This window comes from Curtobacterium sp. ISL-83, from assembly GCF_018613895.1.
In the GTDB taxonomy this organism is placed as follows: domain Bacteria; phylum Actinomycetota; class Actinomycetes; order Actinomycetales; family Microbacteriaceae; genus Curtobacterium.
Window position 1 is genome coordinate 122,317 of sequence record NZ_JAGGPH010000013.1, and the last position, 22,638, is coordinate 144,954.

Below are 22,638 nucleotides of genomic sequence, written 5' to 3' on the forward strand. Positions count from 1 at the left end.
AACCCATGCGCACCACCCGCACGCTCGGCGTCACCGCCGCGGCCATCGTCCTGGCCGCCTCCTCGATCGTCGGTGGCGCCTCGGCAGCCCAGGCGGCCCCCACGGTCTACAAGAACTGCACGGCGATCCACAAGGTGTACTCCGGCGGGATCGCGAAGAAGTCGGTGACGCAGAACCGCGTCAACTCGGGCGGCAAGATCACCTACCGCGCGCTCAAGGGCACGGTGAAGAAGGACGACGCCCTCTACAACGCGAACAAGAAGAGCGACGCGGACGGCGACGGGATCGCCTGCGAGCTCAGCTGACCTGGTCGGGCCCGAGCGGGGGCACACCCTCGTGCCCCGAGCGAGGCCGAGCGGTGCCGGCGACGCCGGTGACGACCGACCCCGCCGGCACGTCCTTCGTGACGACGGTGTTCGCTCCGATGACACTGTCGGCTGCGACGGTGATCGCGCCGATCAGTGAGGACCCCGCGCCGAGCACGACGCGGTCCCCCACCCGTGGATGCCGCCGGGCACCCTGGCCGTGGGCACCGCCCCTGCCGCCGAGCGTGACGCCGTGGAAGACCACGACGTCGTCACCGATGACCGCGGTCTCACCGATCACCACGCCCATGCCGTGGTCGATGAAGCACCGACGGCCGATCCGGGCACCCGGGTGGATCTCGATCCCCGTGACGGACCGGGCGATCTGCGAGAGCACCCGCGCCGTGAAGCGTGCGCCCGGCAGGTTGCGGGCGTTCCACAGCCGATGGGTCACCCGGTAGGTCCAGATCGCGTGCAGACCTGAGTAGACGATCGCGTTCTCCAGGTCGCCCCGGGCAGCCGGATCGTCACGGCGTGCGGCGGCCAGGTCCTCCCGGATGGCCCGCCACACCCCGAGTGGGGCGGGTCGCGTCACGCAGAGAGTCCCTCGAAGAGCATCGTCGACAGGTACCGCTCGCCGGTGTCGCAGACGATCGCCACGACGCGCTTCCCGGCGTTCTCCGGGCGAGCGGCGATCTCGAGCGCGGCGTGGATGATGGCGCCCGAGCTGATCCCGGCCAGGATCCCCTCCTGGGTGCCGAGCGCGCGTGCCACACGGAGCGCGTCGTCCAGCTCGACGTCGAAGACCTCGTCGATGACGCTCCGGTCGAGCACCTCGGGCACGAAGTTCGCTCCGAGACCCTGGATCTTGTGCGGCCCGGCCTTGCCCTCGGACAGCAGCGGAGAGTCCTTCGGTTCGACGGCGACGATCTGCACGCCAGGCACGCGCTCCTTGAGCACCTGCCCGACGCCGGTGATCGTGCCGCCGGTGCCGACACCCGCGACGAACACGTCCACGTGTTCCTCGGTGTCGCGGAGGATCTCCTCCGCCGTGGTGCGACGGTGGATGGCCGCGTTCGCCGCCGTCTCGAACTGGTGGGCGAGGATCGCCCCGGGCGTCTCGGCGACGATCTGCTCGGCCTGCGCGACTGCGCCCTTCATGCCGACGGGCCCGGGGGTCAGAACGACCTCGGCCCCGTACGCCCGGATGAGGGCGCGACGCTCGACGCTCATGGTCTCGGGCATCGTGATGACGACCCGGTAGCCGCGGGCGGCACCGACCAGTGCGAGCGCGATGCCGGTGTTGCCGGAGGAGCCCTCGACGATGGTGCCGCCGGGCTTCAGGTCGCCGGACTGCTCGGCTGCGTCGATGATCGCGACACCGAGGCGGTCCTTGACGCTCGCGCCGGGGTTGTAGAACTCGAGCTTCGCCAGGACCTCGGCCCCGCCTGCCTGCGGCAGCCGGTTGAGCCGGACGAGCGGGGTGTTCCCGAACGCCTGCGAGATGTTGTCGTAGATCGTGCCGCTCATCCGGTCCGTCCTTCTTCGGGTCGCGACGCGCTCCAGCACTGGAGGCGCGGTGTGCGCCCGATCCTAGCGACCGGACCCGACGCACCCCTGTTCCGTGACGCGCGCTCCCCACCGGACGCACCGCTGCCTCCGCCCCGTCAATGCGTCCCGAGCAGCGCACGCTGCAACTGCTCCTCGGTCGGGAGCGAACGCTGGAGCTCCGGAGGGAGCAGCTCGTCGGCAGCGACGCCCACGGGGGCGTTGGTCGAGGCGAGCGAATAGTGAACGACCGCGTCGCTTTTTCCGCGGACCAGTAGGAGGCCGACGGTGTCGGCATGGGTCGCGAGCCGGAGCCGGTCGTCGACGAGGGCGACGTAGAAGGAGAGTTGCCCGACGTGCTCCGGCTTGAAGTCACCCCACTTGAGTTCCACCACGATGTAGCGCAACTGTTCGACGTGGAAGAAGAGCAGGTCGACGAAGAAGTCGTTGCCGTCGACATCGAAGTGCACCTGCCGTCCGACGAACGCGAACCCTGATCCGAGTTCTCTGAGGGTGTCGGTGATGCGTTCGACCATCGCGCCCTCGAGCGCCCGCTCGTTCTGGTCGCCGTCGACCGCCAAGAAGTCGAGGACGTAGGGGTCACGCGTGACGTCCTGCGCACGGTCTGCGCCGTCGTCGTCCAGCAGGCGGTGGAAGTTCGTCTGCGCGGCACCTTGTCGCGTCGCGAGCCCCTGTCTGACGTTGTGTCGGAGGACGCTTCTCGACCAGGCACCGTCGACTGCACTTCGCACGTACCACGCTCGCTCGCTCGCATCCGCGACGCTGAGCAGCACGGTGATGTGACCCCACGGCAATTGGTCAACGGCTTGTTGACCGATTGATGACTCGTCAGGCCAGGCAGCTGCGAACTGGCGCATGTACTTGAGGTTCGTCGCTGAGAACCCCCGCATCGACGGGAACTCCGCCCGGAGGTCATCGGCGAGCTGAGCGAGCACACCGCTCCCCCAGCGACCCGTTCGGGAGCGCTGGAGCAACGCCGCACCGATCGACCAGTAGAGGTGCACGAGTTCGGTGTTGGCTGCCAACTGGGCGCGAGCCCTGGCGGTCGCCACCCGGTCGCGGATCGATCGGAGCATCTCGGCGTACTCCCCGGGGAGCGTGTCGGCGTCGGTCATCCCGCGATACTGGAACTGCGGCTCCCCGCCAGTCCACCAATCCGTATGCACGGCAGCCGCGATGTGATCAGCGCACGAACGCCGTCCGTGCGAACCGGTCATCAGTCGCCTCGAGCACCCGCAGCACGTTCCCCCCGGCGAGCGCCCGCAGGTCCTCCGCGCCCCACCCCCGACGCTGCAGCTCCCCCGCGAGCACCGGGTACCGCGACACGTCCCCGAGGTCCGGCACGAGCACCGGCGTCCCGTCGTGGTCCCCGCCCAGTCCGACGTGCTCGACCCCGGCGAGGTCCCGGGCGTGCTCGACGTGGTCGGCGACGTCGGACACGGTCACGACGGGCGGGTCCCCGAGCGACCCCGAGGCCTCCCAGTCGGCCCATGCCCGCGACACGAACGCGGGCACGAAGGTGATCATCACGACCCCGCCGTTCGCCGACAGCCGGGTGAGCACGTCGTCCGGCACGTTCCTCGGGTGGTCCGCGACCGCGACGGTGGACGAGTGGCTGAACAGGACGGGCCGCGTCGCGACGTCGAGCGTGTCGTGCATCGTCGCCGGCGCGGTGTGCGACAGGTCGACGAGCATCCCGATGCGCTCCATCTCGGCGACCACCTGACGCCCGCGGTCGGTCAACCCGCCGTGTGGTCGCTGCCCGGTGGCCGAGTCCGCCCACGGGGTGTCGTCGTTGTGCGTGAGCGTCATGTAGCGCACGCCGAGTCGGGCGAGGTCGCGGAGCACCGCCAGGTCGTCCGCGATCGCGTGCCCGCCCTCGGCGCCGAGCAGCGAGGCGATCCGTCCGGCGTCGACAGCTGCCCGGACCTCCGCCGCTGTCCGGGCGAGTGCGAGGTCGTCGGGGTACCGCTCGATGATGCGGTGCGCCAGGTCGATCTGCTGCAGCGTGGTCCGCACGGGATCCGGGTCGTCCGCCGGCACGAAGACCGACCAGAACTGCCCGACCACGCCCCCGGCGCGGAGCTTCGGCAGGTCGGTGTGCAGCGTCCCGTGCTCGGTGTCGATGCCCTCGACGCTGGAGTCGTGGGTCTCGCGACGCTCCCACGGCAGGTCGTTGTGTCCGTCGATGACCGGGAAGGTGAAGGCGTCGAGCGTCATCTCCGAGACGGTACCGGAGCGCTCGGTACCCTCGGTGCATGCAGCCCGTCACCCTCCGGACCGCGCGCTCGGTCCTGTCCGTCCCGGTGCCCGCAGACGTCCCCGACGTGGTGGCGTACGCGAACGATCCCGACGTCATCGCCTACACGCCGGTGCCCGTTCCGTACGGCCGGGCCGAGGCCGCGCAGTGGATCACCACCGTCGTGCAGGGCTGGGAGTCCGGCTCCCGGTGCGAGTTCGGGATCCGCGTCGGCGACGACCCCCGCCTGCTCGGCACGGTCGGGTTGTTCGGCTTCGCCGACGGCACGGCCGAGATCGGCTACGCCATGCACCCCGACGGCCGGGGCCACGGCTTCGTCACGGAGGCCGTGCGGCGCGTGTTGGACTGGGCGTTCGCATCGGAGCCCGGCGGTCTCGGGCTCCTCCGGGTGCAGTGGCGCGCGATCGCCTCGAACACCCCGTCGGCGGCGGTGGCGCAACGGCTCGGTCTGCGGTTCGAGGGGCGCCGACGGCTCGGCGTGACGCACCGCGGGCGACGCCACGATGAACTGATCGCCGCCGTCCTGCGCGACGACGACCGTTCCGTCCCGCAGGTCTGGCCGGCCGCACCGTGACCGCGTCCTTCCGGATCGTCACCGAGCTCGACGCACCACCGGAGCGTGTGTTCGCGATCTCGCTCGACATCGGTGCGCACGAGCGCTCCCTCGCGGGGACGGGCGAACGCGCCGTGGCCGGCACGACGAACGGCGCGATCGGCCTGGGCGAGACCGTCACGTTCCGGGCGCGACACCTGGGCGTCGTCTGGCAGCTCACGAGTCGCATCACCGCCCTGGAGGCCCCGCACCGGTTCGTCGATGAACAGGTGCGTGGTCCGTTCGCCCGGTTCCGACACGAGCACCGCTTCGAGCCGTCGGCACGCGGCACGGGCATGCACCCAGCCCGCGGCGCGCGCATGCCCCCAGCCCGCGGCGCGCGCATGCCCCCAGCCCGCGGCACGCGCATGATCGACGAGATCGAGTTCCGTGCGCCCTTCGGGCCGCTCGGCCGGCTGGCCGAGGTCCTGGTGCTCCGCCGCTACCTCGAGCGCCTCATCACGGAGCGGAACGCTGCCCTCGCCGCGGAGCTGGGACCCGCGGACGGGTTCACCGCGGGCCGGTGACGAAGGTCTGCGTCTCGACCCCGGACAGGGCGTGCGGGAAGGGCACGCCGACGGGCCGGAACCCGGCGGCGGCGTAGAGCCGGACCGCCCGGGCGTTGTCCGTGAGCACGTGCAACGCGACCGACCGATGCCCCCGCGCGACCGCAGCGTCGACCGCGGCCGTCAGCAGCGCACGACCGACGCCGTGGGCCTGCAGGTCGGGTCGGACGGCGAGCAGTGACAGGTAGGCGGCGTCCGCCGGGTCGTCGGGCCGCCCCGTACCCGGCGCCGTCACCAGGGCGAACCCGTCCAGCGGCATCGGCCGGTCGACGCCGTCCTGCCGGTGCGCGGAGCCGCGGAGCACGACGAGCGCGACACGCTCCACCCGGAACTTCTCGGCAGCGCGAGCACGGACCGCCGCGGACTCCTGCACGCCGTCGCGGGTGGCGACCGCCGCCGTCCAGAGCGCGATGCACTCGGCCACGTCGGCGTCCGACCCCACCTGGACGTGGGGGACGGAACCGGTGATCACCGATCCACCCTACGACTGCCCTCAGCGCGCCGTCGCAGCCTCGCGCTCCCCGACCCGGAACCCGGCGCCCCGGTGCTCGTCCGGCAGCCGGTCGCCGCGCCCGTGCAGCTTGTGGCGCAGCGAGCCCTCCCGGTACCCGTCCGGGTAGGCCCCGCGGGCGCGCAGCTCGGGGACGACGAACTCGATGACGTCTTCCCACGTGCCGGGGGTCACCGCGTACGCCAGGTTGAAGCCGTCGACGTCGGTCTGCTCCTGGATCGCGATGAGGCGCTCGGCGATGGTCGCACCACTGCCGACCTCGACCGGACCGAGTCCGCCGATCGCGGTGTGCCGAGCGATGTCGCGCACCGTCCAGTTCGCGCCGTCCTCTCCCGTCGCCGCCGACAGGTTCGCGGCCGCCGACTGGATCGCGTTCGACTCGATGTTCCCGAGCGGCTCGTCCAGGTCGTACTGGGACAGGTCGACGCCCATCCACCCGGAGTTGAGCACGAGGGCACCCTCCGCCGACGCGTACGAGGCGTAGTCGGCGTACTTCGCCCGCGCCAGCTCGTCGGTCTCGTCGGTGATGACGGTGAGCAGCGTGTAGACGCGGGCGGCGTACCGGTCGCGACCAGCGGCCTCCAGGGCGTCCCGGATCTTGCGGACCGTCTCCGCGAGTTGCGGGATGGTCGGTGCACCGACGAAGACGGCTTCGGCGTTCTCCGCCGCGAACCGGATGCCGCGGGGCGACGCCCCCGCCTGGTAGATCACCGGCGAGCGCTGGATCGACGGCTCGGACAGGTGGATGCCGGGGACGTCGAAGTGCGTGCCGTGGTGCTCGATCGGGTGCACCTTCGACGGGTCCGTGAAGACGCCGGTCTCCCGGTCCTCGATGACGGCGTCGTCCTCCCACGAGCCCTCCCAAAGCTTGTAGAGGACCTCGAGGTACTCGTCGGCGACGTCGTACCGGTCGTCGTGCGACAGCTGGTCGGTCTGCCCCATGTTCCGAGCGGCGCTCGGCAGGTAGCCGGTGACGACGTTCCACCCGACGCGCCCCTTCGTCAGGTGGTCGAGGGTCGAGATCCGCCGGGCGAAGGGGTACGGGTGCTCGTACGCCGTGCCCGCGGTGATCCCGAACCCGAGGTGTTCGGTCACGGCGGCCATCGCCGACACGAGCAGGATCGGGTCGTTCACCGGGACCTGAGAGCCGGTGCGGAGCGCTGCCTCGTTCGTGCCCCCGTAGACGTCGTACGTCCCGAGCACGTCGGCGATGAAGATCCCGTCGAAGTGCCCGCGCTCGAGCAGCTGCGCCAGGTTCGTCCAGTAGGACAGGTCGTTGTAGTGCCGGGAACGGTCACGGGGATGGCGCCACAGTCCTGACGACTGGTGCGCGACGCAGTTCATGTCGAACGCGTTGAAGCGGATCTGCCGGGGCTCGGGGTTCGTGGTCACGGGCAGGACGCTACGGCCGGTGGTCGCGTCCGTCACGCATCGTGACGATCAATGACGGCGGACGGGAGGCGCGGTGCGGGTCCGCAGGGGCGCGCGGCTGGTCAGTGCGCACGACCGGCGATCGGCACGCCAAGGCGCTGGGGGCCGGTGGCGACGTCACGGACCGGGGTGTCGGTCCCGGTACAGGTGATCCACCGCATCTGCGTACTGTTCGAGCTGATCGAGCACGAAGCGCGTCATGGGTTCCGGGCCGTCCTCCGCGACCCACACGGCGTACCCCGCGTAGTACGCGCGCATCCCGACGTCGGCCAGGATGCCCGCAGGCGCGGGATCCACGTGTCGCTTGATGAGTGCCGTCTCCAACGCTGCGGTGATCACGAATCGCTTCTGGACAGCGCGTTCGTTGAGCTCGGCGCTCGTCAGCAGCAGGGAGTCGAGGATGCGGCCGGTACCGCGCTGTTCCTCGGTGTGTGCGGAAGAAAGGCGCCGAAGGCCGTCGGACAGGAGCATCCACGGGCTGGCATCGGCCGGTGCCTCCGCAACGCCTTCCTGGACCAGCGCCACGAGGGCACCCTGGGCCTGGAACACGATCTCCCGCTTGTCGGCGAACAGGCGGAACAACGTGGTCTTGGTCAGGCCGGCACGTTCGGCGATCTGCGCCGTCGTGGTCGCTTCGTACCCTCGCTCGCCGAACAGCTCGAACGCGGCACGCAGGAGCCGACCCTGCGCATCCGGCTCCCATCTGCCCATGACAGCAGTCTAGGTGATGTGACTCGGTCACATCGTGTGTATTGTGATGTTACTCAGTCACATCGGTTGCGGATCGAACACGATCCCATGTGGCTGCGACGAGAAGAGGATCACCATGCGCGTCTTCATCACCGGGGCGTCCGGCTGGATCGGTACTGCACTGACACGCGAGCTGATCGCGGTCGGCCACGACGTCGTCGGGCTCGCCCGGTCCGACGCCTCCGCCGACAAGATCCGTGCCCTCGGCGGGACAGCGATCCTGGGCGACATGTCGGATCACGACCTCATCGTCGCCGCAGCCGTGCGGGCCGATGCGACCGCCCACCTCGCCTTCACCCTCGACTTCACCGAGTTCGACGAGACCGTCGACAACGAAGTGGCACTCGTGGGGAAGATCGGAACGGCGCTCGCGGGAAGCGGGAAGGCGTTCATCGCTGCATCCGGCACCCCGATCCTCCTCGGCCGAGTCGCCACCGAGGACGACCCTCTCGACCCCGCCGGCCCCGCCGGTGCCCGAGCAAGGACAGCCGACGCGGTCCTGGCCCTGGCCGAACAGGGCATCCGCGCTGCGCTCGTGCGGATGCCTCGCACCGTCCACGGCGAAGGAGACCGCAACGGGCTCATCGCCGCCCTCGTCGGACTGGATCGCCAGCTCGGCGTGGCAGCGTACGTCGGCGACGGTTCGAACCGCTGGCCGGCGGTGCACATCACCGACGCTGCACGGTTGTTCTTCCTCGCGATCGAGCGAGCACCCGCAGGGTCCGTCCTGCACGCGGTCGGAGAAGAAGGCGTCGCGATGCGGGACGTCGCCGCTGTCGTCTCGGCCAAGACGGGCCTCCGAGCGGCAGCCGTCGACGCTGAGCAGCTGGGTGTGTTCGGAGCGCTCCTCGGAGGTGACCAGCCCGCTTCCGCGACACTGACCCGCGGACTCGTCGGCTGGGACCCGATCGGCCCCAGCCTCGTCGAGGACCTCGAAGCCGGCTACTACACCGACTGACGTCACGGACCGAGGCGGCGTCCCCGGACGTCGTCTTCGCTCCGGCTGGCGCGTAGGCCGTGGTCCAGGAACGCGATCAGCCAGGCGAAGCTGGCGTCCACGTCCGTCGCCATCTGGAAGCCGTCCGAGGCCTCCAGGGTCGCGAAGCCGTGGACCGTGCTCCGGATGACGCGGAGCGCGTGGACCTCGTCGGCCGGGTCGAGTGCGTACCCGCGGAGCGCGGCGGCGAAGGACGCCAGCGTGCGGTCCATCGCCGCGGTGAGCGGGTCGTCGTCAGCCCCCCGGCGGACACCGAGCGTGGCGGAGTAGCGGCCGGGGTGCTCCTGCACGTACCGCCGGACCATCAGCGCCATCGCCTCGAGGGCGTCCCGGCCGGCCCTCCCCTGCATCGCGTCGCGCAACGCGTCGCCGAGTTCCGTGGCGGCGAGGACCGCGACCCGCCGGACGAGGTCGGGGAGTCCGTCGACGTGCTTGTACAGCGACGGCGCCTTCACCCCGAGCCGCTCGGCGACGACGCTCATGCTCAGCTGGGCGAGCCCGATCTCGTCGGCGAGCGCCGCGGCGGCTTCGGTCACGGACGCGGCCGTCAACCCGGCCCTAGGCACGGTGGCCCTCGGCGGACTGCGGCAGGGTCCGGCGGAGGAACGGCAGGACCAGCTCGACGACTTCGTGCGGCGTCTCGGTGTGCGGGTAGTGGCCGGCGCCGTCGATGACCGCGACCTCGCCGATGCCCTCGGGGAGGTCGCGCAGGATCCGCTCCGCCTCGGCCCGCGGGTCCGCCCAGTCCGGGTCGGCACTGCCCTCGATGATGAGGACGGGGCAGCGCACCTCGGCCAGGCTCACCCCCGCATCGGCCGGCGAGGTCCTGGTCATCGACCGGAGGACGGCCATGCGTTCCGGCTGGCCCAGGGTCGTCGCGAAGCGGTTCCGCTCCGTTTCCCAGTCGGAGGGCTTCGTCGGGATGGCGAGGTCCAGGTACGCCAGCCAACCGGCGAGGCTGCCGGCGAGCATGACCTTCGCGAGCTGGAAGGTGCCGGCACGGTGGCGGGCGTTCCGCACCAGACCGACGAGGTCGACGTCCTGCTTGCGGGTGAACGGTGCGAGCTCGACGATGCCGGTGACGACGTCGGGAGCCGAAGCAGCTGCGATCGTCGCCGCACCCCCGCTCATCGACTGGCCGACGATCACCGCGGGACCGCCGAGGTGCCGGACGAGCGCGACGAGGTCACTCGCGATGTCGCCGCGCGTGTAGCTCGGCCACCCGGTGCTCGAGTCCCCGCAGCCGCGGACGTCGACGTTGGCGACGCGGTACCCGGCGGCGACGAGTTCAGGGACGACGAACCGGTAGGAGTGGCGGCTGTCGCCCATCCCGTGTGCCAGGACGACGAGCGGGCCGTCCCCGGTGAGGTCGTAGGCGAGCGTTCCCTCGTCGAGTTGCAGGTGTTCCAGCATGGTCGCCTCCGTGGCTATTGGTGTTAGCCATAAGCTAATCCCAATAGCCACGCCCTGTCAACAGGTTCTCGGACGCGGGTCATGCGATCCGGACGAAGGAGCGGAGTGGCTGCGGTGCGACGTCGTGCGTCTCGGTGAAGCCACGGGACTCGTAGAAAGCCCGCTGGGCCGGTTCCGCATCGGTGAGCAGGACGACCTGGCGGATGTCCGCCGTCCGCCGCAGGACCTCGTCCAGCAGCGCTCCGCCCACACCGGTCCTCTGGACGGCCGGGTCCACGAGGACGTCCTGGACGTAGGCGATCGTCAGGCCGTCGGAGATCGCGCGCGCGAGACCGACCAGGGCACCCTCGTCGGTCCTGGCGACGAGCACGAGCTGGGACGCCGCCACCGCAGCGACGAGCCGGTCCGGGTCACGGGTGTACGCGGTCCACCCGACGGAGGCGTACAACCGGAGCAGTTCATCGCGCGCGGGGCGCTCGGCCGTCACGGAGCAGGGCATGCGGCCAGTCTCGCAGCCCCGTCGCGCGGGGGTGACTAGTCGGTCTCGGGGTCGAGGTCCGGGTCGAGCGGCACCGGACGCTCGTCGTCGGGGAACACCTCGTCGTCGCCGTCGTCGTCGATGGGCAGGTCGTCCGGGTCGTGGACGACCGGGGCCGGTTCGTAGTCCGTGTCCTGCGCCTCGCGGAAGTCGTCGAGGTCGCCGTCGTTCGTCGCGTTGCTCATGGGCCGGACCCTAGGCCGCAACCGCCCGGAGGGCACGGGTGATCAGGATCTCCGGAGGGTCCTCGCCGCGGCGACCCAGCCCGTACATTGAGCAGCATGCGCATCGCCATCACCGGGGGAACCGGGTTCGTCGGACGTCACCTCGCCGAGCGGTACGCCGCGGAGGACGTGGTCGTCGTCTCGCGGAGCACCGGGGTGGAGATCGACGACGTGGACGCCCTCACCGCGGCCTTCGCCGGGGTCGAGGTCGTCGCGCACTGCGCCGGCATCAACCGCGAGATCGGCGAGCAGACGTTCGACCGGGTGCACGTCCAGGGCACCGCTGCGGTGCTCGAGGCAGCGCGCCTCGCGGGTGTCCGGAAGGTGGTACTCCTCAGCTTCCTCCGCGCCCGTCCCGGCTCCGGCTCGCCGTACCACGAGACGAAGTGGCAGGCGGAGGAGATGGTCCGCTCCTCCGGCCTCGACTACACGATCCTCAAGGCCGGCATGATCTACGGGCACGGGGACCACCTCGTCGACCACCTCAGCCACACGGTGCAGACCGTGCCCGTGTTCGCCTCGGTCGGGCTCCGCGAGAAGACCATCAGCCCCATCCCGGTCGCCGAGCTCGTCGACGTGCTCGTCGCGGCACTCGACGGTCGGCTCAGCCGGCAGACCGTCGCCGTCCGCGGCGGCGAGACCCTGCTGCTCAGCGATGCCGTCCGCCGGGTCGCGCGTGTGGTGGACCGGCGCGTGGTCGTCTTCCCCGCGCCGGTGTGCGCGCACCGGGCCCTCGGGCAGGTGACGGAGTGGACCATGAAGGTGCCCCTCGTCACGAAGGCACAGGTCCGGATGCTCGCCGAGGGCGTCACGGAGGCCGTGCAACCGGCCGGCGAGTTGCCCGCGGACCTCGCACCCCGGCTCCGGTTCGACGAGGACCAGATCCGCGCGGCGCTCCCGCCCCGTGGGGGCTTCACCTGGCGGGACCTCCGGCTCAGCCGCTGACCGCTCCTGACCGGCGGACCGATCCGTCGCGGGCCAGCCAGCCGTCCGCGAACGGACGGCCGACGCGCGGACGTGCGCCGGGCCTCCCGTCAGCGCGCAGCGGCGACCGCCTGCCGGACGGCCGTCTCGGCGGCGACCCAGGCGAGCATCGCGCACTTCACGCGCATCACGAACTTCGAGACCCCGTGGAAGGCGACCAGGTCCTCGAGGACGTCCTCGTCCGGCTCGCCGACACCGCGCGAGCGCATCATCTCGCGGAAGGACTCGCTGACGGCGAGGAGTTCGGGGACCGTCCGGCCCGGCGCCATGTCGGTCAGCACCGACGCGGACGCCATCGAGATCGAGCACCCGTCGCCCTGCCAGCCGAGTTCCGCGATCCGGTCGGTGCCCGGCTCGAGCCGCACCCGCACGGTGATCTCGTCGCCGCACGTCGGGTTCCGTTCGAAGTGCTCCGCGTCGGCGTGCGCGAGCGGGCCGTCACCGTGGCGGGCCTTGGCGTGGTCGAGGATCACCTGCTGGTACAGGCTGTCGAGGGAGTTCACGCGTCCGCTCCGAAGTAGGCGCGGATCTCGCTGACGGCCTGCACGAACCGGTCCACGTCCTGCTCGGTCGTGTACACGTACGTGCTCGCGCGGGTCGACGCCGTCAACCCGAGCCGGCGGTGCAGGGGCTGGGCGCAGTGGTGGCCGGACCGGACCGCGATGCCCTGGGCGTCGAGGTACTGGGCGACGTCGTGCGCGTGCACGCCGTCGACGTCGAAGGACGCGAGCCCGGACCGAGGCACGTCGGCTGGCGGGCCGACGACCCGGATGCCGGGGACGGCGGCGAGACCGACGAGCATCCGCCGGGCGAGGGACTCCTCGTGGGCGCGCACCCGCTCCATGCCGATCGCCTGCAGGTACCGGACGGCCTCGGCGAGGGCGATCGCCTGGGACACCGGCTGCGTGCCGGCCTCGAACCGCTCGGGTGCCGGCATGAACTCCGACGACTCCATCGTCACGGTCGTGATCATCGAGCCGCCGGTGCGGAACGGCGGCAGCGCGTTGAGGAGCTCCGAGCGGCCCCAGAGGACGCCGATGCCGTTCGGGCCGAGCATCTTGTGCCCCGAGAACGCCGCGAAGTCGACCCCGAGCTGCTCGACGTCGAGAGGGCGGTGCGGTGCCGACTGACAGGCGTCGAGGACGGTCAGGGCGCCGTGGGCCCTGGCTGCCGCGACGACCGCGGCCACCGGCGCGACCATGCCGGTGACGTTGCTCACGTGGGCGAACGCGACGATCCGCGTCCGGGGGCCGATGACCGCTTCGGCGTCCGCTGCGGTCCAGGTGCCGTCGTCCGCGACGGGGACCCACCGCAGGACCGCGCCCGTGAGCGCCGCCAGCTCCTGCCAGGGGACGAGGTTCGCGTGGTGCTCGGCCTCGGTGACGACGATCTCGTCGCCGGGCTCCAGTCGGAAGCGTGCCGCGTCGACGCCGCCCCGCCCACGACTGGCGTTCGCGATGCCGTAAGCGACGAGGTTGAGGGCGTCCGTGGCGTTCGCGGTCCAGACCACCTCGGCCGGGTCGGCGGCACCGATGAACTGCGCCACCGTCGCGCGCGCTTCCTCGTAGGCGTCGGTGCTCAGGGCGGCCAGCGTGTGGGCGCCGCGGTGGACGGCAGCGTTGTCGTGCTCGAGGAACCGGCGCTCGGCGTCGAGGACCTGCACGGGCCGCTGCGCGGTCGCCCCGGAGTCGAGGTAGGCCAGCGGCTGCCCGTTCACGTCCTGCTGGAGGATCGGGAAGTCCGCCCGGATGCGCTCGACCTCGGTCTCGGTGAGCGGCTGGTTCGGTGCCACGACGGTCACGGTCTGTCCTCCTGGTGTCGCCGTCGGGGCGACCAGTCCATGGTGGTCGTTGTTCCCGGGAACGTCCAGTCGGTGCCGGTCCGGGCGCGGCCACGGGCGCCGGTCACGGCCTGGGTCCGGGACTCAGTCCTTGTGGTGGCCCAGGCGCTCGTCCGCGGCCTTCCGGGCCTGCTCGACCTTGTCGGCGTGCTTGCCGCCGGTCGCCTTGTTCACCGCGTCCGCGACGCCGCCGAGGATCTTGTCGCTGATGTTCGCGGCCTGCTCGCTCTGCAGGACGTCCTGGACCTTCGCGCTCTTCAGCAGGTCCTGTGCCTTCTTGGTGATGTCGTCGAATCCGGCCACGGTGCGGCTCCTCGTCGTCGTGCGGCGCCGGGTGCGCCGCGTGTGGCGCCGATGCTAGGCGGGTCGACGTCGGGTCACCCGTGAGTCGGACCGGGAGGCGCGGCGGACGGTCCGGGGGAAGCCCCGGTCACGCCATCTGGGCACTCCGCCGACGGGCCAGCACGTACGACACCGCGACGGAACCCGAGACGGCGAGCAACGACGGGATGAGGATCTCGGTCCCCTGTTGCGTGAACTCGACGACGAGCACGAGCGCGGTGAACGGCGCTCGCATCGTCGTCGCGAGGAACGCGGCGGCCCCGACGAACGCGAAGGCCGCCAGGCTCGGTCCGTCCGCGGGCCAGAGGAGCAGCCAGGCACCACCGAGGGCTCCCCCGGCGGCCGACCCGATGGCGATCGACGGGGTCAGCGTGCCACCGACCGCCCCGGCACCGATCGTCGCCGAGGTCGTGATCGTCCGGATCACGGCCAGCAGCAGGAGCAGGACGACGGGCGAGAGACCGGCGATCGCGGAGTCGTCCAACGAGGTGTTCATCGCGACCAGCCCGAGGGCGCGTCCGTTGCCGAGCACCTGCGGGAACGGCACCGCGATCAGCCCGACCATCGCGAACACGACGGGCAGCACGACGAGCAGCCGCCACCCCTTGGGCGCCAGGCTCTGCAGCCGGTTCGTGAGCTTGACGAAACCCACCCCCGCGAACCCCAGCACCGGCCCGACCAGGACCGCCCAGACGAGCAGCGAGTTCGACATGTGCATGGCCGGCACGTCGTAGAGCACCTCGTCCGGGATGACCAGGCGCGCGGTGAACGCGGCGATCGCACTCGTGGCGAACGCCGGTAGGGCGGTGGCGAAGGTGAGCTCGCCGAGCAGGACCTCGACGGCGAACAGCGCCCCGCCGAGCGGGACGTCGTAGACCGCGGCGAGACCGGCTGCGGCTCCGCACGCGACGAGGATCCGCGTCTCCCGGACGGACAGTCCTGCCCGGGCGGTCACGAGCTGGGCGAGCCACGCCCCGACCTCGCGAGGAGCGACCTCCTTACCGATCGACGCCCCGAGCCCGACGGCCAGGATCTGCACGCCGGCGTTCGCGACGGTCGCGACAGCGGGCATCCGCTTGCCGCCGACCGCCGCCGGGACCGAGACGACGGGGCGGCCCCACCGGCGGAGGGCCCACCAGGCGAGCCCGGTCAGGACACCGGCCGCGACGAGCGCCAGGAACCGGTTCCACCCGGACGGCGCGTCGGCGGCCTCGATGTGGCCACCGAACGGTGACCCGAAGGCGACGAACTGGATGAGCTGCAGGGCGAGCCAGACGGCGATCCCGGCGACGCCGCCGGCGACGCCGACCAGCCCGGTGACGACGGCGAGCCGCAGTGCCCACACGGGCGTGGCGTGACCGGAGCGCTGCACGGGACCAACCCTAGCGAGCGCGCCGGGGCCGTCACGTGCCTCCCGTCCTGCGGTGGGACCGCCGCTGCCGTCAGCGCTCCGTCAGATCGCCGTCAGCCGGAACGGCACGACGCACTCGGCCGGCATGTCGGGCGGCTGGACGCCGACCGTGCCGAGCACACGACCCGAGAACACCCGGTCGCCCGACCACCACGCCGGACCACGGAGCCCGTGGACCTCGCCGATCACGATCGGGTCCACGCGGTACCGCGTGTCCGGGTCGAGGTCGCGGAAGCGCACCCGGCCCGTGTGCGACACCTCGGAACGACCGACGCTGGCCACGAAGAAGACCGCGCGCTGCCGGTCCGGCGACACCGTCCCGGACACGAGCCGGGTGTCGTCGACCTCGTCCATCCGGACGAGGTCGCCGCCGTGCAGCACGCTCCGGAGCTCCTTGTACAGGGCGGTCCACGCCGTCAGGTCCTGTTCCTGCTGCGGGCTCGCCTGCACGAGGTCCCACTCGATGCCGAGGTGCCCGACCAGCGCGGTCCCGGCGCGGAACGCCAGGTCGTGGTTCCGCCCGGTGGTGTGGTTCGTGCCACTCGCGATGTGCGCGCCGAGCAGTTCCGGCGGGAGCAGCTGCTGCGTCCAGCGGTGCATCTGCTGCCGCTCGAGCGGGTCGATGTCGTCGGACACCCACACGCGGTCCGTGTGCTCGATGACCCCGAGGTCGACGCGGCCCCCACCCGACGAGCACGACTCGATCTCGAGCGCCGGGAACCGCTCCTTCAGCAAGGCCATCAGTCGGTAGGTCGCGAGGGTCTGTTCGTGCACGGCGGCACCGCCACCGGGGTGCCCCGCCTCGACCAGGTCGCGGTTGTGGTCCCACTTGACGGAGTCGACGCCGTACTCGCCGATGATCGCCGTCATGCGCTCCGCGACGTGGTCGAACGCCTCGGGGATCGCCAGGTCGAGCACCTGCTGGTCCCGTGACCGGACCGGGAGTCGCCCGTCGGCCTGCATGATCCACTCCGGGTGGGCGCGGGCGAGGCCACTGTCCTCGTTCACCATCTCCGGCTCGAACCACAGGCCGAACTGCATCCCGAGTGCTCGGACCCGGTCCACGATGGGCCCGAGGCCGTCCGGCCAGACGTCCTCGTCGACGTACCAGTCGCCGAGCCCGGCGTGGTCGTCGCGGCGGTGCCGGAACCACCCGTCGTCGAGGACGTACCGCTCGACACCGATGCGCGCGGCACGCTCGGCGAGGTCGATCAGCCGCGCCAGGTCGTGGTCGAAGTAGACCGCCTCCCAGACGTTGATCGTCGTCGGGCGTGGGGTGCGCGGGTGCTGCGGACGGCTCCGGAGCCACCGGTGGAAGCGCCGTGCCTGGTCGTCCAGGCCGTCCCCGTAGGCGAAGTACACCCACGGCCCCTCGTAGGTGGCGTCCTCGGCGAGCCGGACCTCGCCGGGCAGCAGCAGTTCGCCGCCGCCGATGACCTGCGATCCGGTGGACAGGCGCTCGGCGTGGTGCCGGTGGTCCCCGCTCCACGCCGTGTGCACGCCCCACACCTCGCCGCGGGCGAAGCCGAACCCGGGCTCGCCGGCGGTCAACACGGTGGCGGCATCCGTGCCCGTGCGCCCCTTGCGGTTGTCACGGGCGTGCGTGCCGACCACGAGCTCGCGACGCTGCGGGGTGCGTTCCTTGCCCCAGCGGCCCGCGAAGTCGAGGAGTTCGCGGGCACGTTCGGGGACCGGGAACGCGATCGTCAGGTCGTCGACGGTGTAGGCGCCGGGGGCCCGGTTCGTCACGGCGGCGCGCGCACGGACGAGCCCGGACGGCAGGAGCTCGACGGTCACCCGGACCGCCAGTCCCGCCGTCTCGTCGATCCCCTCGGCCACGACCGTGCCGCCCTGGTCCGATCCCGCACCCGTGACGTCGAGTGCGGTCACCCGGAACGCTGGTGACCAGTCACGGCCGTCACGGTGTCCGGAGAGGCCCGGTCGTCCGGACCACCCGCGGTGGGGCTCGGGCAGCACGGCGAGTCGGACGGGGGCGTCCACCTCGTTCGGCATGACGAGTGCGACGTCCCCCTCGGCGAGCGCTCGGAGGGCGGCGACGTCGAGCGGCCCCAGCGCGGCGCCCCAGTGCAGGACGGCGGGGAGTCGGTCCTCGGAGCAGTCGAGCACGAGGGACACACCCCCGGCGGTGAGGTGGACGAGGTCAGCCTGCGTGGTCGGTTCGGTCGGCATCATTGCTCCAGTCGGCGGCGTTGCACGCTCGAGCCTCCCCGGTCTGGGAGCGCTCCCGCAACTCGACGCGCCAGCCGGATCAGAACCAGCGCTTCACCTTGAACACGATGTACAGGACGACGGCGAACAGCACCATCGCCACGATCGACAGCGGGTAGCCCCACTTCCAGCTGAGCTCCGGCATGTTCGTGAAGTTCATGCCGTAGATCGCGGCGATGAGCGTCGGCGCGAACAGGATCGCCGCCCAGCCGGAGATGCGCTTGGTGTCGTCGTTCTGCTTCTGCGCGGCGAGGGTCGAGTCGACCGTCAGCGCGTTCTGCAGCAGCTGGCGGAAGGTGTCGAGTCGCTCGACCGTGCGGATGGCGTGGTCCAGGACGTCACGGAACCGACGCTGCATCTCGATCGGCAGGTGGTACTTGTCCGCGCCACGGTGGATGTTCTCGATCATGTACACGAGCGGCCGGGCGGCACGCTGGAAGTCGACGACCTCGCCGAACAGCTCGTAGACGCGGCGAGAGACTCCCGCTTCCCCGGCGAACAGCTGCTCCTCGATCTGGTTGATGTCCTCTTCCAGACCGTCGATCACGGGCACGTACCCGTCGACCACCGCGTCCATCAGCGCCCACAACTGCGCCTGCGGTCCGACGGTCACGAGCCCGGGCTTGCCGCTCATGCGCTGCAGTGCCCTGGGGACGTTGTCTCGGCCCCGCGGGTCCTCCTTGACGACGACCAGGAAGAAGTTGTCGCCGACGAAGGCGTGCACCTCGCCGAACGCGACCTCCTCCTGCTGGTCCCGGTACAGCGCCGGCTTGAGGACCACGAACAACGTCGACCCGTAGCGCTCGAGCTTCGGTCGCTGGTGGCCTTCCGCCGAGTCCTCGACCGCCAGTTCGTGCAGGCCGAGCGCGACCGCGACGTCACCGAGCTCCTCGGCGTCCGGCTGGTGGAGCACGATGCACGCGCTCGCCCCCTGGTCCGCGATCATCCGGAAGGTGTCGTCGAGGGACGGACTGGCCATCGGCGCGATCCGGTCGACGTAGACGGTGTTCAGCACGACACTCACCCCGCCACCGTACGCAGTGCGCACTGCAGTGGTGCACCCCGCGGTCCGCGACGGGCGTGGCGGAGGCGGGTCGGGCCTCCCGGCCGCGTCCCCCCGCTCGCTGGGCGAGCGCTGCGCGCTCGGTGCCGATCCGGCCTAGCCTGCAGGTCATCAGCATGCTGACGAAAGGGGCTGACATGAAGACGATCTGGAGGATCGTGGTCGCGGTGAGCGCGGTCGTCGCGGTGGTCGGGGCCTTCGTCGGTTCCGGTGCGGCGGGTGGGACGCCCATCCAGGACGCAGCAGGCGGCGCACTGTCGGCATCCTCGACCGCCATCGCACCGGCGGGTCCCGCGTTCTCGATCTGGAGCGTCGTCTACGTCGGGTTGCTGGCGTACGCCGTCCGGCAGTGCTTCCGGACCGCTGACGACGCACGGCATGCACGGCTCGCACTGCCGGCGACCCTGTCGCTGCTGCTCAACGCGGCGTGGATCCTGTCCGTGCAGTTCGGGTTCCTGTGGCTCAGCGAACCCGTCATCGTCGCGCTGCTGGTCGTGCTGGTCTGGACGTTCGCGATCCTGCGCGGGACCCGTCCGGCCGGCGTGGTCGGTGCGATCGTGACGGACGGGACGTTCGGGCTCTACCTCGGGTGGGTCTGCGTCGCGACGGCGGCGAACACCGCGGCGGTGCTGACGGCGGCCGGGTTCCGGGGCGTCGGCCTCGGGCAGGACGTCTGGGGTGTGCTCGTGGCGGCGGTGGCCGGGCTCGTGGGGGTCCTGCTCGCAGTGTGGGATCGTGGGCGGCTGTCCCCGACGGTCGCACTCGGCTGGGGGTTGGCGTGGGTCGCCGTGGCGCGGCTCGACGGCCCGCTCGTGTCCGTGCCGACCGCGGTGACCGCGGTGGTGGCCGTCGTCGTGGTGGTCGTCGTGACGGTGGCGACGCGCGCCCGGGCCGGGTGGCGGGCGGCTCCGGCGGCGCGGACCGCGTAGGCGGGGCACCGCCGCCCGGCCCGGCCGGTCAGCGCGCGGCGGCCACCAGCCCGTGCGCTGCCGCGACGGCAGCGTTCGTGACCCGCCCCGCGTGCACGTTCAACCCCGCGGCGAGCGCCGGGTCGGCCGCGAGCGCGTCCTCCCACCCGCGGTCCGCGATCGCCACGGCGTAGGGCAGCGTCGCGTTCGTCAGCGAGATCGTCGAGGTCCGCGGCACGGCCCCGGGCATGTTCGCGACGCAGTAGTACACGGTGTCGTGCACGGCGAACGTCGGCTCGTCGTGCGTGGTCGGCCGGGAGCCCTCGAAGCACCCGCCCTGGTCGATCGCGATGTCGACGAGCACCGAGCCGGGCTGCATGTCGGCGACCATCGCGTCGGTCACGAGCTTCGGCGCCGACGCCCCGGGGATGAGCACCGAACCGATCACCAGGTCGGCCGTGGTCAGTGCCGACGCGATCGCGTGTGCCGAGGACCGCAGCGTCGTGATCCGTCCGTCGAACCGGGCCTCGAGCGCCCGCAGCCGCGGCAGGCTGATGTCGAACACCGTGACCTCCGCCCCGAGCCCGAGCGCCATCGCCGCCGCGTGCTCCCCCGCCACGCCGCCACCGATCACGACCACGCGGCCCTTCGGCGTCCCGGGCACGCCGCCGAGCAGCAGCCCGCGACCGCCGTTCGTGCGCATCAGGTGGTACGCCCCGACCTGCGCGGACAGGCGCCCGGCGATCTCGGACATCGGCGAGAGCAGGGGCAGGGAGCGGTCGGGCAGCTGCACGGTCTCGTACGCGATCGCGGTCGCGCCGGAGTCCATGAGCGCGGACGTCAGCGGCCGGTCGGCAGCGAGGTGCAGGTAGGTGAAGAGCACCTGGCCCTCGCGGATGTGCGGGTACTCCGAGGCGACGGGCTCCTTCACCTTGAGGATCAGTTCGGCGCGCGACCAGACCTCGTCGGCGGTGTCGACGACGGTCGCTCCGGCGGCGCGGTACTCGTCATCGGGGAACGACGAGCCGGCGCCGGCGCCCGCCTGCACCAGCACCTGGTGGCCGTGGCCCGCCAGCTCGGCGACGCCCGCGGGCGTGACGGCAACGCGGAACTCGTTGTTCTTGATCTCGGTGGGAACGCCGACGAGCATCTCGGACTCCTTCGTGGGGGACGACTTCGGTTTCCCCCATTGAGCGCCGAGATTCGTTGCGGTCGTGTTACCGCCGAACATCCGGGCAACGATCGGCCGATCGGTGCGACGGAATTCGGTGTCAGAAGACCTTGCCCGGGTTGAGGATGCCCGCGGGATCGAACACCCGCCGGATGGAGCGCTGCAGTTCGAGCACGTCGTCCCCGAGCTCGTCACCGATCCACCGCCGCTTCAGCACCCCGACGCCGTGCTCCCCGGTGAGCGTCCCGCCCAGCTCGATCGCCGCCCGGAACATCGCGTCGGCCGCATCCCACACGTGCGGGGGCACCTCGTCACCCTCGAAGACGAAGTTGGGGTGCAGGTTGCCGTCACCCGCGTGCGCGACGGTGGGGATCGCGACCCCGTACCGTCGCCCGATCTCCTCGACCCGGTCGAACATCTCGGCCAGGCGACTGCGCGGCACCGCGACGTCCTCGATGAGGACGCGACCACGCGCCTCCATGGCCGGGTGGAAGGACCGACGGATCGTGAGCAGGCGGTCGCGTTCCGCCGCCGACGCGGCCAGGTGGACGGTGCCGCCTTCGGCCTGGAGGACCGGGACGGCTCCCAGCGCAGCCCCGGTCGCGGTCGGGCCGTCGAACTCGACGAGCAGGAACACCGCACCCGCCGAGGTGCTCCCCACCGTCTCCGCGATCACCGACGGACCGAGGTACGCGGCGATCCCCTCGAGGGCCGCCGCGTCGAGGAGCTCCACCGTCGACGGTCGTTCCGGTCCGGTGACGACGAGCGCGGCTGCCCGTGCGGCGGCCTCGACCGTCGGGAAGACCGCGCCGAGCGTCGCCGGGTCGCCCGCCGGGATCGGGACGAGCCGCACCGTAGCGCCGACGATGACGCCGAGCGTGCCCTCCGAACCGACCAGCAGCGCCGTCAGGTCGAGGCCCGTCACGCCCTTGACCGTGCGGTGCCCCGTGGAGATGAGGCGTCCGTCCGCGAGCACGACGTCGAGCCCCAGCACGGCGTCCCGCGTCACGCCGTACTTCACACAGCGGAGGCCCCCGGCGTTCGTGGCGATGTTGCCACCGACGCTCGCGATCGCGGCGCTGGCCGGATCGGGCGCGAACCGCAACCCGTGGGCGGCGACCGCCTCGTTCAGGGCGCCGTTGAGCACACCGGGTTCGACGACCGCGTACTCGTCCTCGACGGAGACCGTGAGGATCCGGTCCATCCGCGCGACACTGAGCACGACGCTGCCCGCGGTGCCGTTCGCGCCGCCGGCCAGGCCCGTGCCGGCGCCGCGCGGGACGACCGGGACGCCGTGCGCCGAGCACGTGCGGAGCGTCGCGCGGACGTGCTCCACGGTGCAGGCGGCCACGAACGCGACCGGCCCACCGGGTGCGGTCCAGCCGGACTTGTCGGTCCGCGCCGCGTCGAGGACCGCGGCGTCGGTCGACACGACGGTCCCCTCCGGATCGTCGAGGGCGGCCCGGAGTGCGACGACGATGTCCATGCGGACACGCTACCGAGCGCGCGCCAGCTGCGGGTGCGGTTGCGGCTG

The 22,638-nt window shown here is 71.8% G+C and carries 25 protein-coding genes; 6 read left to right on the plus strand and 19 right to left on the minus strand.

Annotation, left to right across the window (positions count from 1 at the left end; translation table 11 throughout):
• Positions 1 to 5 precede the first annotated feature (5 nt).
• On the plus strand, positions 6 to 305 hold the full coding sequence (locus J7E22_RS13270) for an excalibur calcium-binding domain-containing protein (protein WP_214982290.1): 300 nt from the start codon (positions 6 to 8) through the stop codon (positions 303 to 305).
• On the opposite strand, the gene epsC is transcribed toward J7E22_RS13270, so the two are convergent.
• From epsC to J7E22_RS13290, 4 genes are all read right to left on the minus strand, one after another.
• Positions 298 to 900, minus strand: a complete 603-nt coding sequence (epsC, locus tag J7E22_RS13275) for a serine O-acetyltransferase EpsC (RefSeq protein WP_374193278.1) — start codon at positions 898 to 900, stop codon at positions 298 to 300. The two genes, J7E22_RS13270 and epsC, sit on opposite strands and share 8 nt — an antisense overlap.
• The gene (cysK, locus tag J7E22_RS13280) at positions 897 to 1,835 is read right to left on the minus strand and encodes a cysteine synthase A (protein WP_214982291.1); all 939 of its coding nucleotides are present in this window, start codon (positions 1,833 to 1,835) and stop codon (positions 897 to 899) included. The genes epsC and cysK overlap by 4 nt, the downstream gene beginning before the upstream one ends.
• Positions 1,836 to 1,972: 137 nt before the next feature.
• Positions 1,973 to 2,989: a YhcG family protein gene (locus tag J7E22_RS13285; RefSeq protein ID WP_214982292.1), complete on the minus strand. Its 1,017-nt coding sequence runs from the start codon at positions 2,987 to 2,989 to the stop codon at positions 1,973 to 1,975.
• A 67-nt stretch (positions 2,990 to 3,056) separates the two neighbouring features.
• Positions 3,057 to 4,094 (minus strand): dipeptidase, encoded by a 1,038-nt coding sequence (locus J7E22_RS13290; RefSeq protein WP_214982293.1) that lies wholly within the window; start codon positions 4,092 to 4,094, stop codon positions 3,057 to 3,059.
• Positions 4,095 to 4,132: 38 nt separating this feature from the next.
• Between J7E22_RS13290 and J7E22_RS13295 the strand changes: the two genes are divergently transcribed.
• Positions 4,133 to 4,708 (plus strand): GNAT family N-acetyltransferase, encoded by a 576-nt coding sequence (locus J7E22_RS13295; RefSeq protein ID WP_214982294.1) that lies wholly within the window; start codon positions 4,133 to 4,135, stop codon positions 4,706 to 4,708.
• Complete coding sequence (locus J7E22_RS13300; protein ID WP_214982295.1) at positions 4,705 to 5,253, plus strand: SRPBCC family protein; 549 nt, start codon at positions 4,705 to 4,707, stop codon at positions 5,251 to 5,253. Before J7E22_RS13295 ends, J7E22_RS13300 begins: the two co-directional genes overlap by 4 nt.
• Here the strand turns inward: J7E22_RS13300 and J7E22_RS18290 are convergent.
• The 3 genes from J7E22_RS18290 to J7E22_RS13315 all read right to left on the minus strand — a co-directional run bounded on the left by J7E22_RS18290 (position 5,237) and on the right by J7E22_RS13315 (position 7,945).
• Positions 5,237 to 5,764, minus strand: a complete 528-nt coding sequence (locus tag J7E22_RS18290) for an N-acetyltransferase (RefSeq protein ID WP_214982296.1) — start codon at positions 5,762 to 5,764, stop codon at positions 5,237 to 5,239. The two genes, J7E22_RS13300 and J7E22_RS18290, sit on opposite strands and share 17 nt — an antisense overlap.
• Positions 5,765 to 5,785: 21 nt before the next feature.
• Positions 5,786 to 7,195: an LLM class flavin-dependent oxidoreductase gene (locus J7E22_RS13310; protein WP_308159255.1), complete on the minus strand. Its 1,410-nt coding sequence runs from the start codon at positions 7,193 to 7,195 to the stop codon at positions 5,786 to 5,788.
• A gap of 156 nt (positions 7,196 to 7,351) precedes the next feature.
• Positions 7,352 to 7,945: a TetR/AcrR family transcriptional regulator gene (locus J7E22_RS13315; protein ID WP_214982297.1), complete on the minus strand. Its 594-nt coding sequence runs from the start codon at positions 7,943 to 7,945 to the stop codon at positions 7,352 to 7,354.
• Between the two features lie 115 nt (positions 7,946 to 8,060).
• Between J7E22_RS13315 and J7E22_RS13320 the strand changes: the two genes are divergently transcribed.
• Positions 8,061 to 8,942 carry an NAD-dependent epimerase/dehydratase family protein gene (locus J7E22_RS13320; protein ID WP_214982298.1) on the plus strand — a complete coding sequence of 294 codons (882 nt, stop codon included), beginning with the start codon at positions 8,061 to 8,063 and terminating at the stop codon, positions 8,940 to 8,942.
• A 2-nt stretch (positions 8,943 to 8,944) separates the two neighbouring features.
• Here J7E22_RS13320 and J7E22_RS13325 read toward each other — a convergent pair whose 3' ends face one another.
• The 4 genes from J7E22_RS13325 to J7E22_RS13340 all read right to left on the minus strand — a co-directional run bounded on the left by J7E22_RS13325 (position 8,945) and on the right by J7E22_RS13340 (position 11,117).
• The gene (locus J7E22_RS13325) at positions 8,945 to 9,517 is read right to left on the minus strand and encodes a TetR-like C-terminal domain-containing protein (RefSeq protein WP_308159256.1); all 573 of its coding nucleotides are present in this window, start codon (positions 9,515 to 9,517) and stop codon (positions 8,945 to 8,947) included.
• 22 nt (positions 9,518 to 9,539) lie between these two features.
• Positions 9,540 to 10,394: an alpha/beta fold hydrolase gene (locus J7E22_RS13330; protein WP_214982300.1), complete on the minus strand. Its 855-nt coding sequence runs from the start codon at positions 10,392 to 10,394 to the stop codon at positions 9,540 to 9,542.
• Between the two features lie 79 nt (positions 10,395 to 10,473).
• A complete protein-coding gene (locus tag J7E22_RS13335) occupies positions 10,474 to 10,893 on the minus strand; it encodes a GNAT family N-acetyltransferase (protein WP_214982301.1) in 420 nt (139 codons plus the stop codon).
• 35 nt (positions 10,894 to 10,928) lie between these two features.
• Positions 10,929 to 11,117 (minus strand): hypothetical protein, encoded by a 189-nt coding sequence (locus J7E22_RS13340; RefSeq protein WP_214982302.1) that lies wholly within the window; start codon positions 11,115 to 11,117, stop codon positions 10,929 to 10,931.
• A 96-nt stretch (positions 11,118 to 11,213) separates the two neighbouring features.
• Here J7E22_RS13340 and J7E22_RS13345 point away from each other — a divergent pair, with 96 nt between their 5' ends.
• Positions 11,214 to 12,101, plus strand: coding sequence for an SDR family oxidoreductase (locus J7E22_RS13345; protein ID WP_214982303.1), 888 nt, complete (start codon positions 11,214 to 11,216; stop codon positions 12,099 to 12,101).
• Positions 12,102 to 12,190: 89 nt separating this feature from the next.
• On the opposite strand, the gene sufU is transcribed toward J7E22_RS13345, so the two are convergent.
• The 6 genes from sufU to J7E22_RS13375 all read right to left on the minus strand — a co-directional run bounded on the left by sufU (position 12,191) and on the right by J7E22_RS13375 (position 18,986).
• Positions 12,191 to 12,643 carry a Fe-S cluster assembly sulfur transfer protein SufU gene (sufU, locus tag J7E22_RS13350; RefSeq protein WP_214982304.1) on the minus strand — a complete coding sequence of 151 codons (453 nt, stop codon included), beginning with the start codon at positions 12,641 to 12,643 and terminating at the stop codon, positions 12,191 to 12,193.
• Positions 12,640 to 13,932, minus strand: a complete 1,293-nt coding sequence (locus tag J7E22_RS13355) for an aminotransferase class V-fold PLP-dependent enzyme (protein WP_214982471.1) — start codon at positions 13,930 to 13,932, stop codon at positions 12,640 to 12,642. Before J7E22_RS13355 ends, sufU begins: the two co-directional genes overlap by 4 nt.
• Before the next feature lie 132 nt (positions 13,933 to 14,064).
• Complete coding sequence (locus tag J7E22_RS13360) at positions 14,065 to 14,283, minus strand: Rv0909 family putative TA system antitoxin (RefSeq protein WP_214982305.1); 219 nt, start codon at positions 14,281 to 14,283, stop codon at positions 14,065 to 14,067.
• 127 nt (positions 14,284 to 14,410) lie between these two features.
• Positions 14,411 to 15,694 (minus strand): chloride channel protein, encoded by a 1,284-nt coding sequence (locus tag J7E22_RS13365; protein WP_214982306.1) that lies wholly within the window; start codon positions 15,692 to 15,694, stop codon positions 14,411 to 14,413.
• An 81-nt stretch (positions 15,695 to 15,775) separates the two neighbouring features.
• Complete coding sequence (locus J7E22_RS13370; RefSeq protein ID WP_214982472.1) at positions 15,776 to 17,923, minus strand: alpha-galactosidase; 2,148 nt, start codon at positions 17,921 to 17,923, stop codon at positions 15,776 to 15,778.
• Between the two features lie 79 nt (positions 17,924 to 18,002).
• Complete coding sequence (locus J7E22_RS13375) at positions 18,003 to 18,986, minus strand: magnesium and cobalt transport protein CorA (RefSeq protein ID WP_214982307.1); 984 nt, start codon at positions 18,984 to 18,986, stop codon at positions 18,003 to 18,005.
• A 176-nt stretch (positions 18,987 to 19,162) separates the two neighbouring features.
• On the opposite strand from J7E22_RS13375, the gene J7E22_RS13380 reads away from it, so the two are divergent.
• Positions 19,163 to 19,954, plus strand: a complete 792-nt coding sequence (locus J7E22_RS13380) for a tryptophan-rich sensory protein (protein ID WP_214982308.1) — start codon at positions 19,163 to 19,165, stop codon at positions 19,952 to 19,954.
• Between the two features lie 28 nt (positions 19,955 to 19,982).
• Here J7E22_RS13380 and ald read toward each other — a convergent pair whose 3' ends face one another.
• Together ald and J7E22_RS13390 are read right to left on the minus strand one after the other, a co-directional pair.
• Positions 19,983 to 21,083 (minus strand): alanine dehydrogenase, encoded by a 1,101-nt coding sequence (ald, locus tag J7E22_RS13385; RefSeq protein ID WP_214982473.1) that lies wholly within the window; start codon positions 21,081 to 21,083, stop codon positions 19,983 to 19,985.
• Positions 21,084 to 21,204: 121 nt separating this feature from the next.
• Positions 21,205 to 22,590: an FAD-binding oxidoreductase gene (locus tag J7E22_RS13390; protein ID WP_214982309.1), complete on the minus strand. Its 1,386-nt coding sequence runs from the start codon at positions 22,588 to 22,590 to the stop codon at positions 21,205 to 21,207.
• Positions 22,591 to 22,638 lie beyond the last annotated feature (48 nt).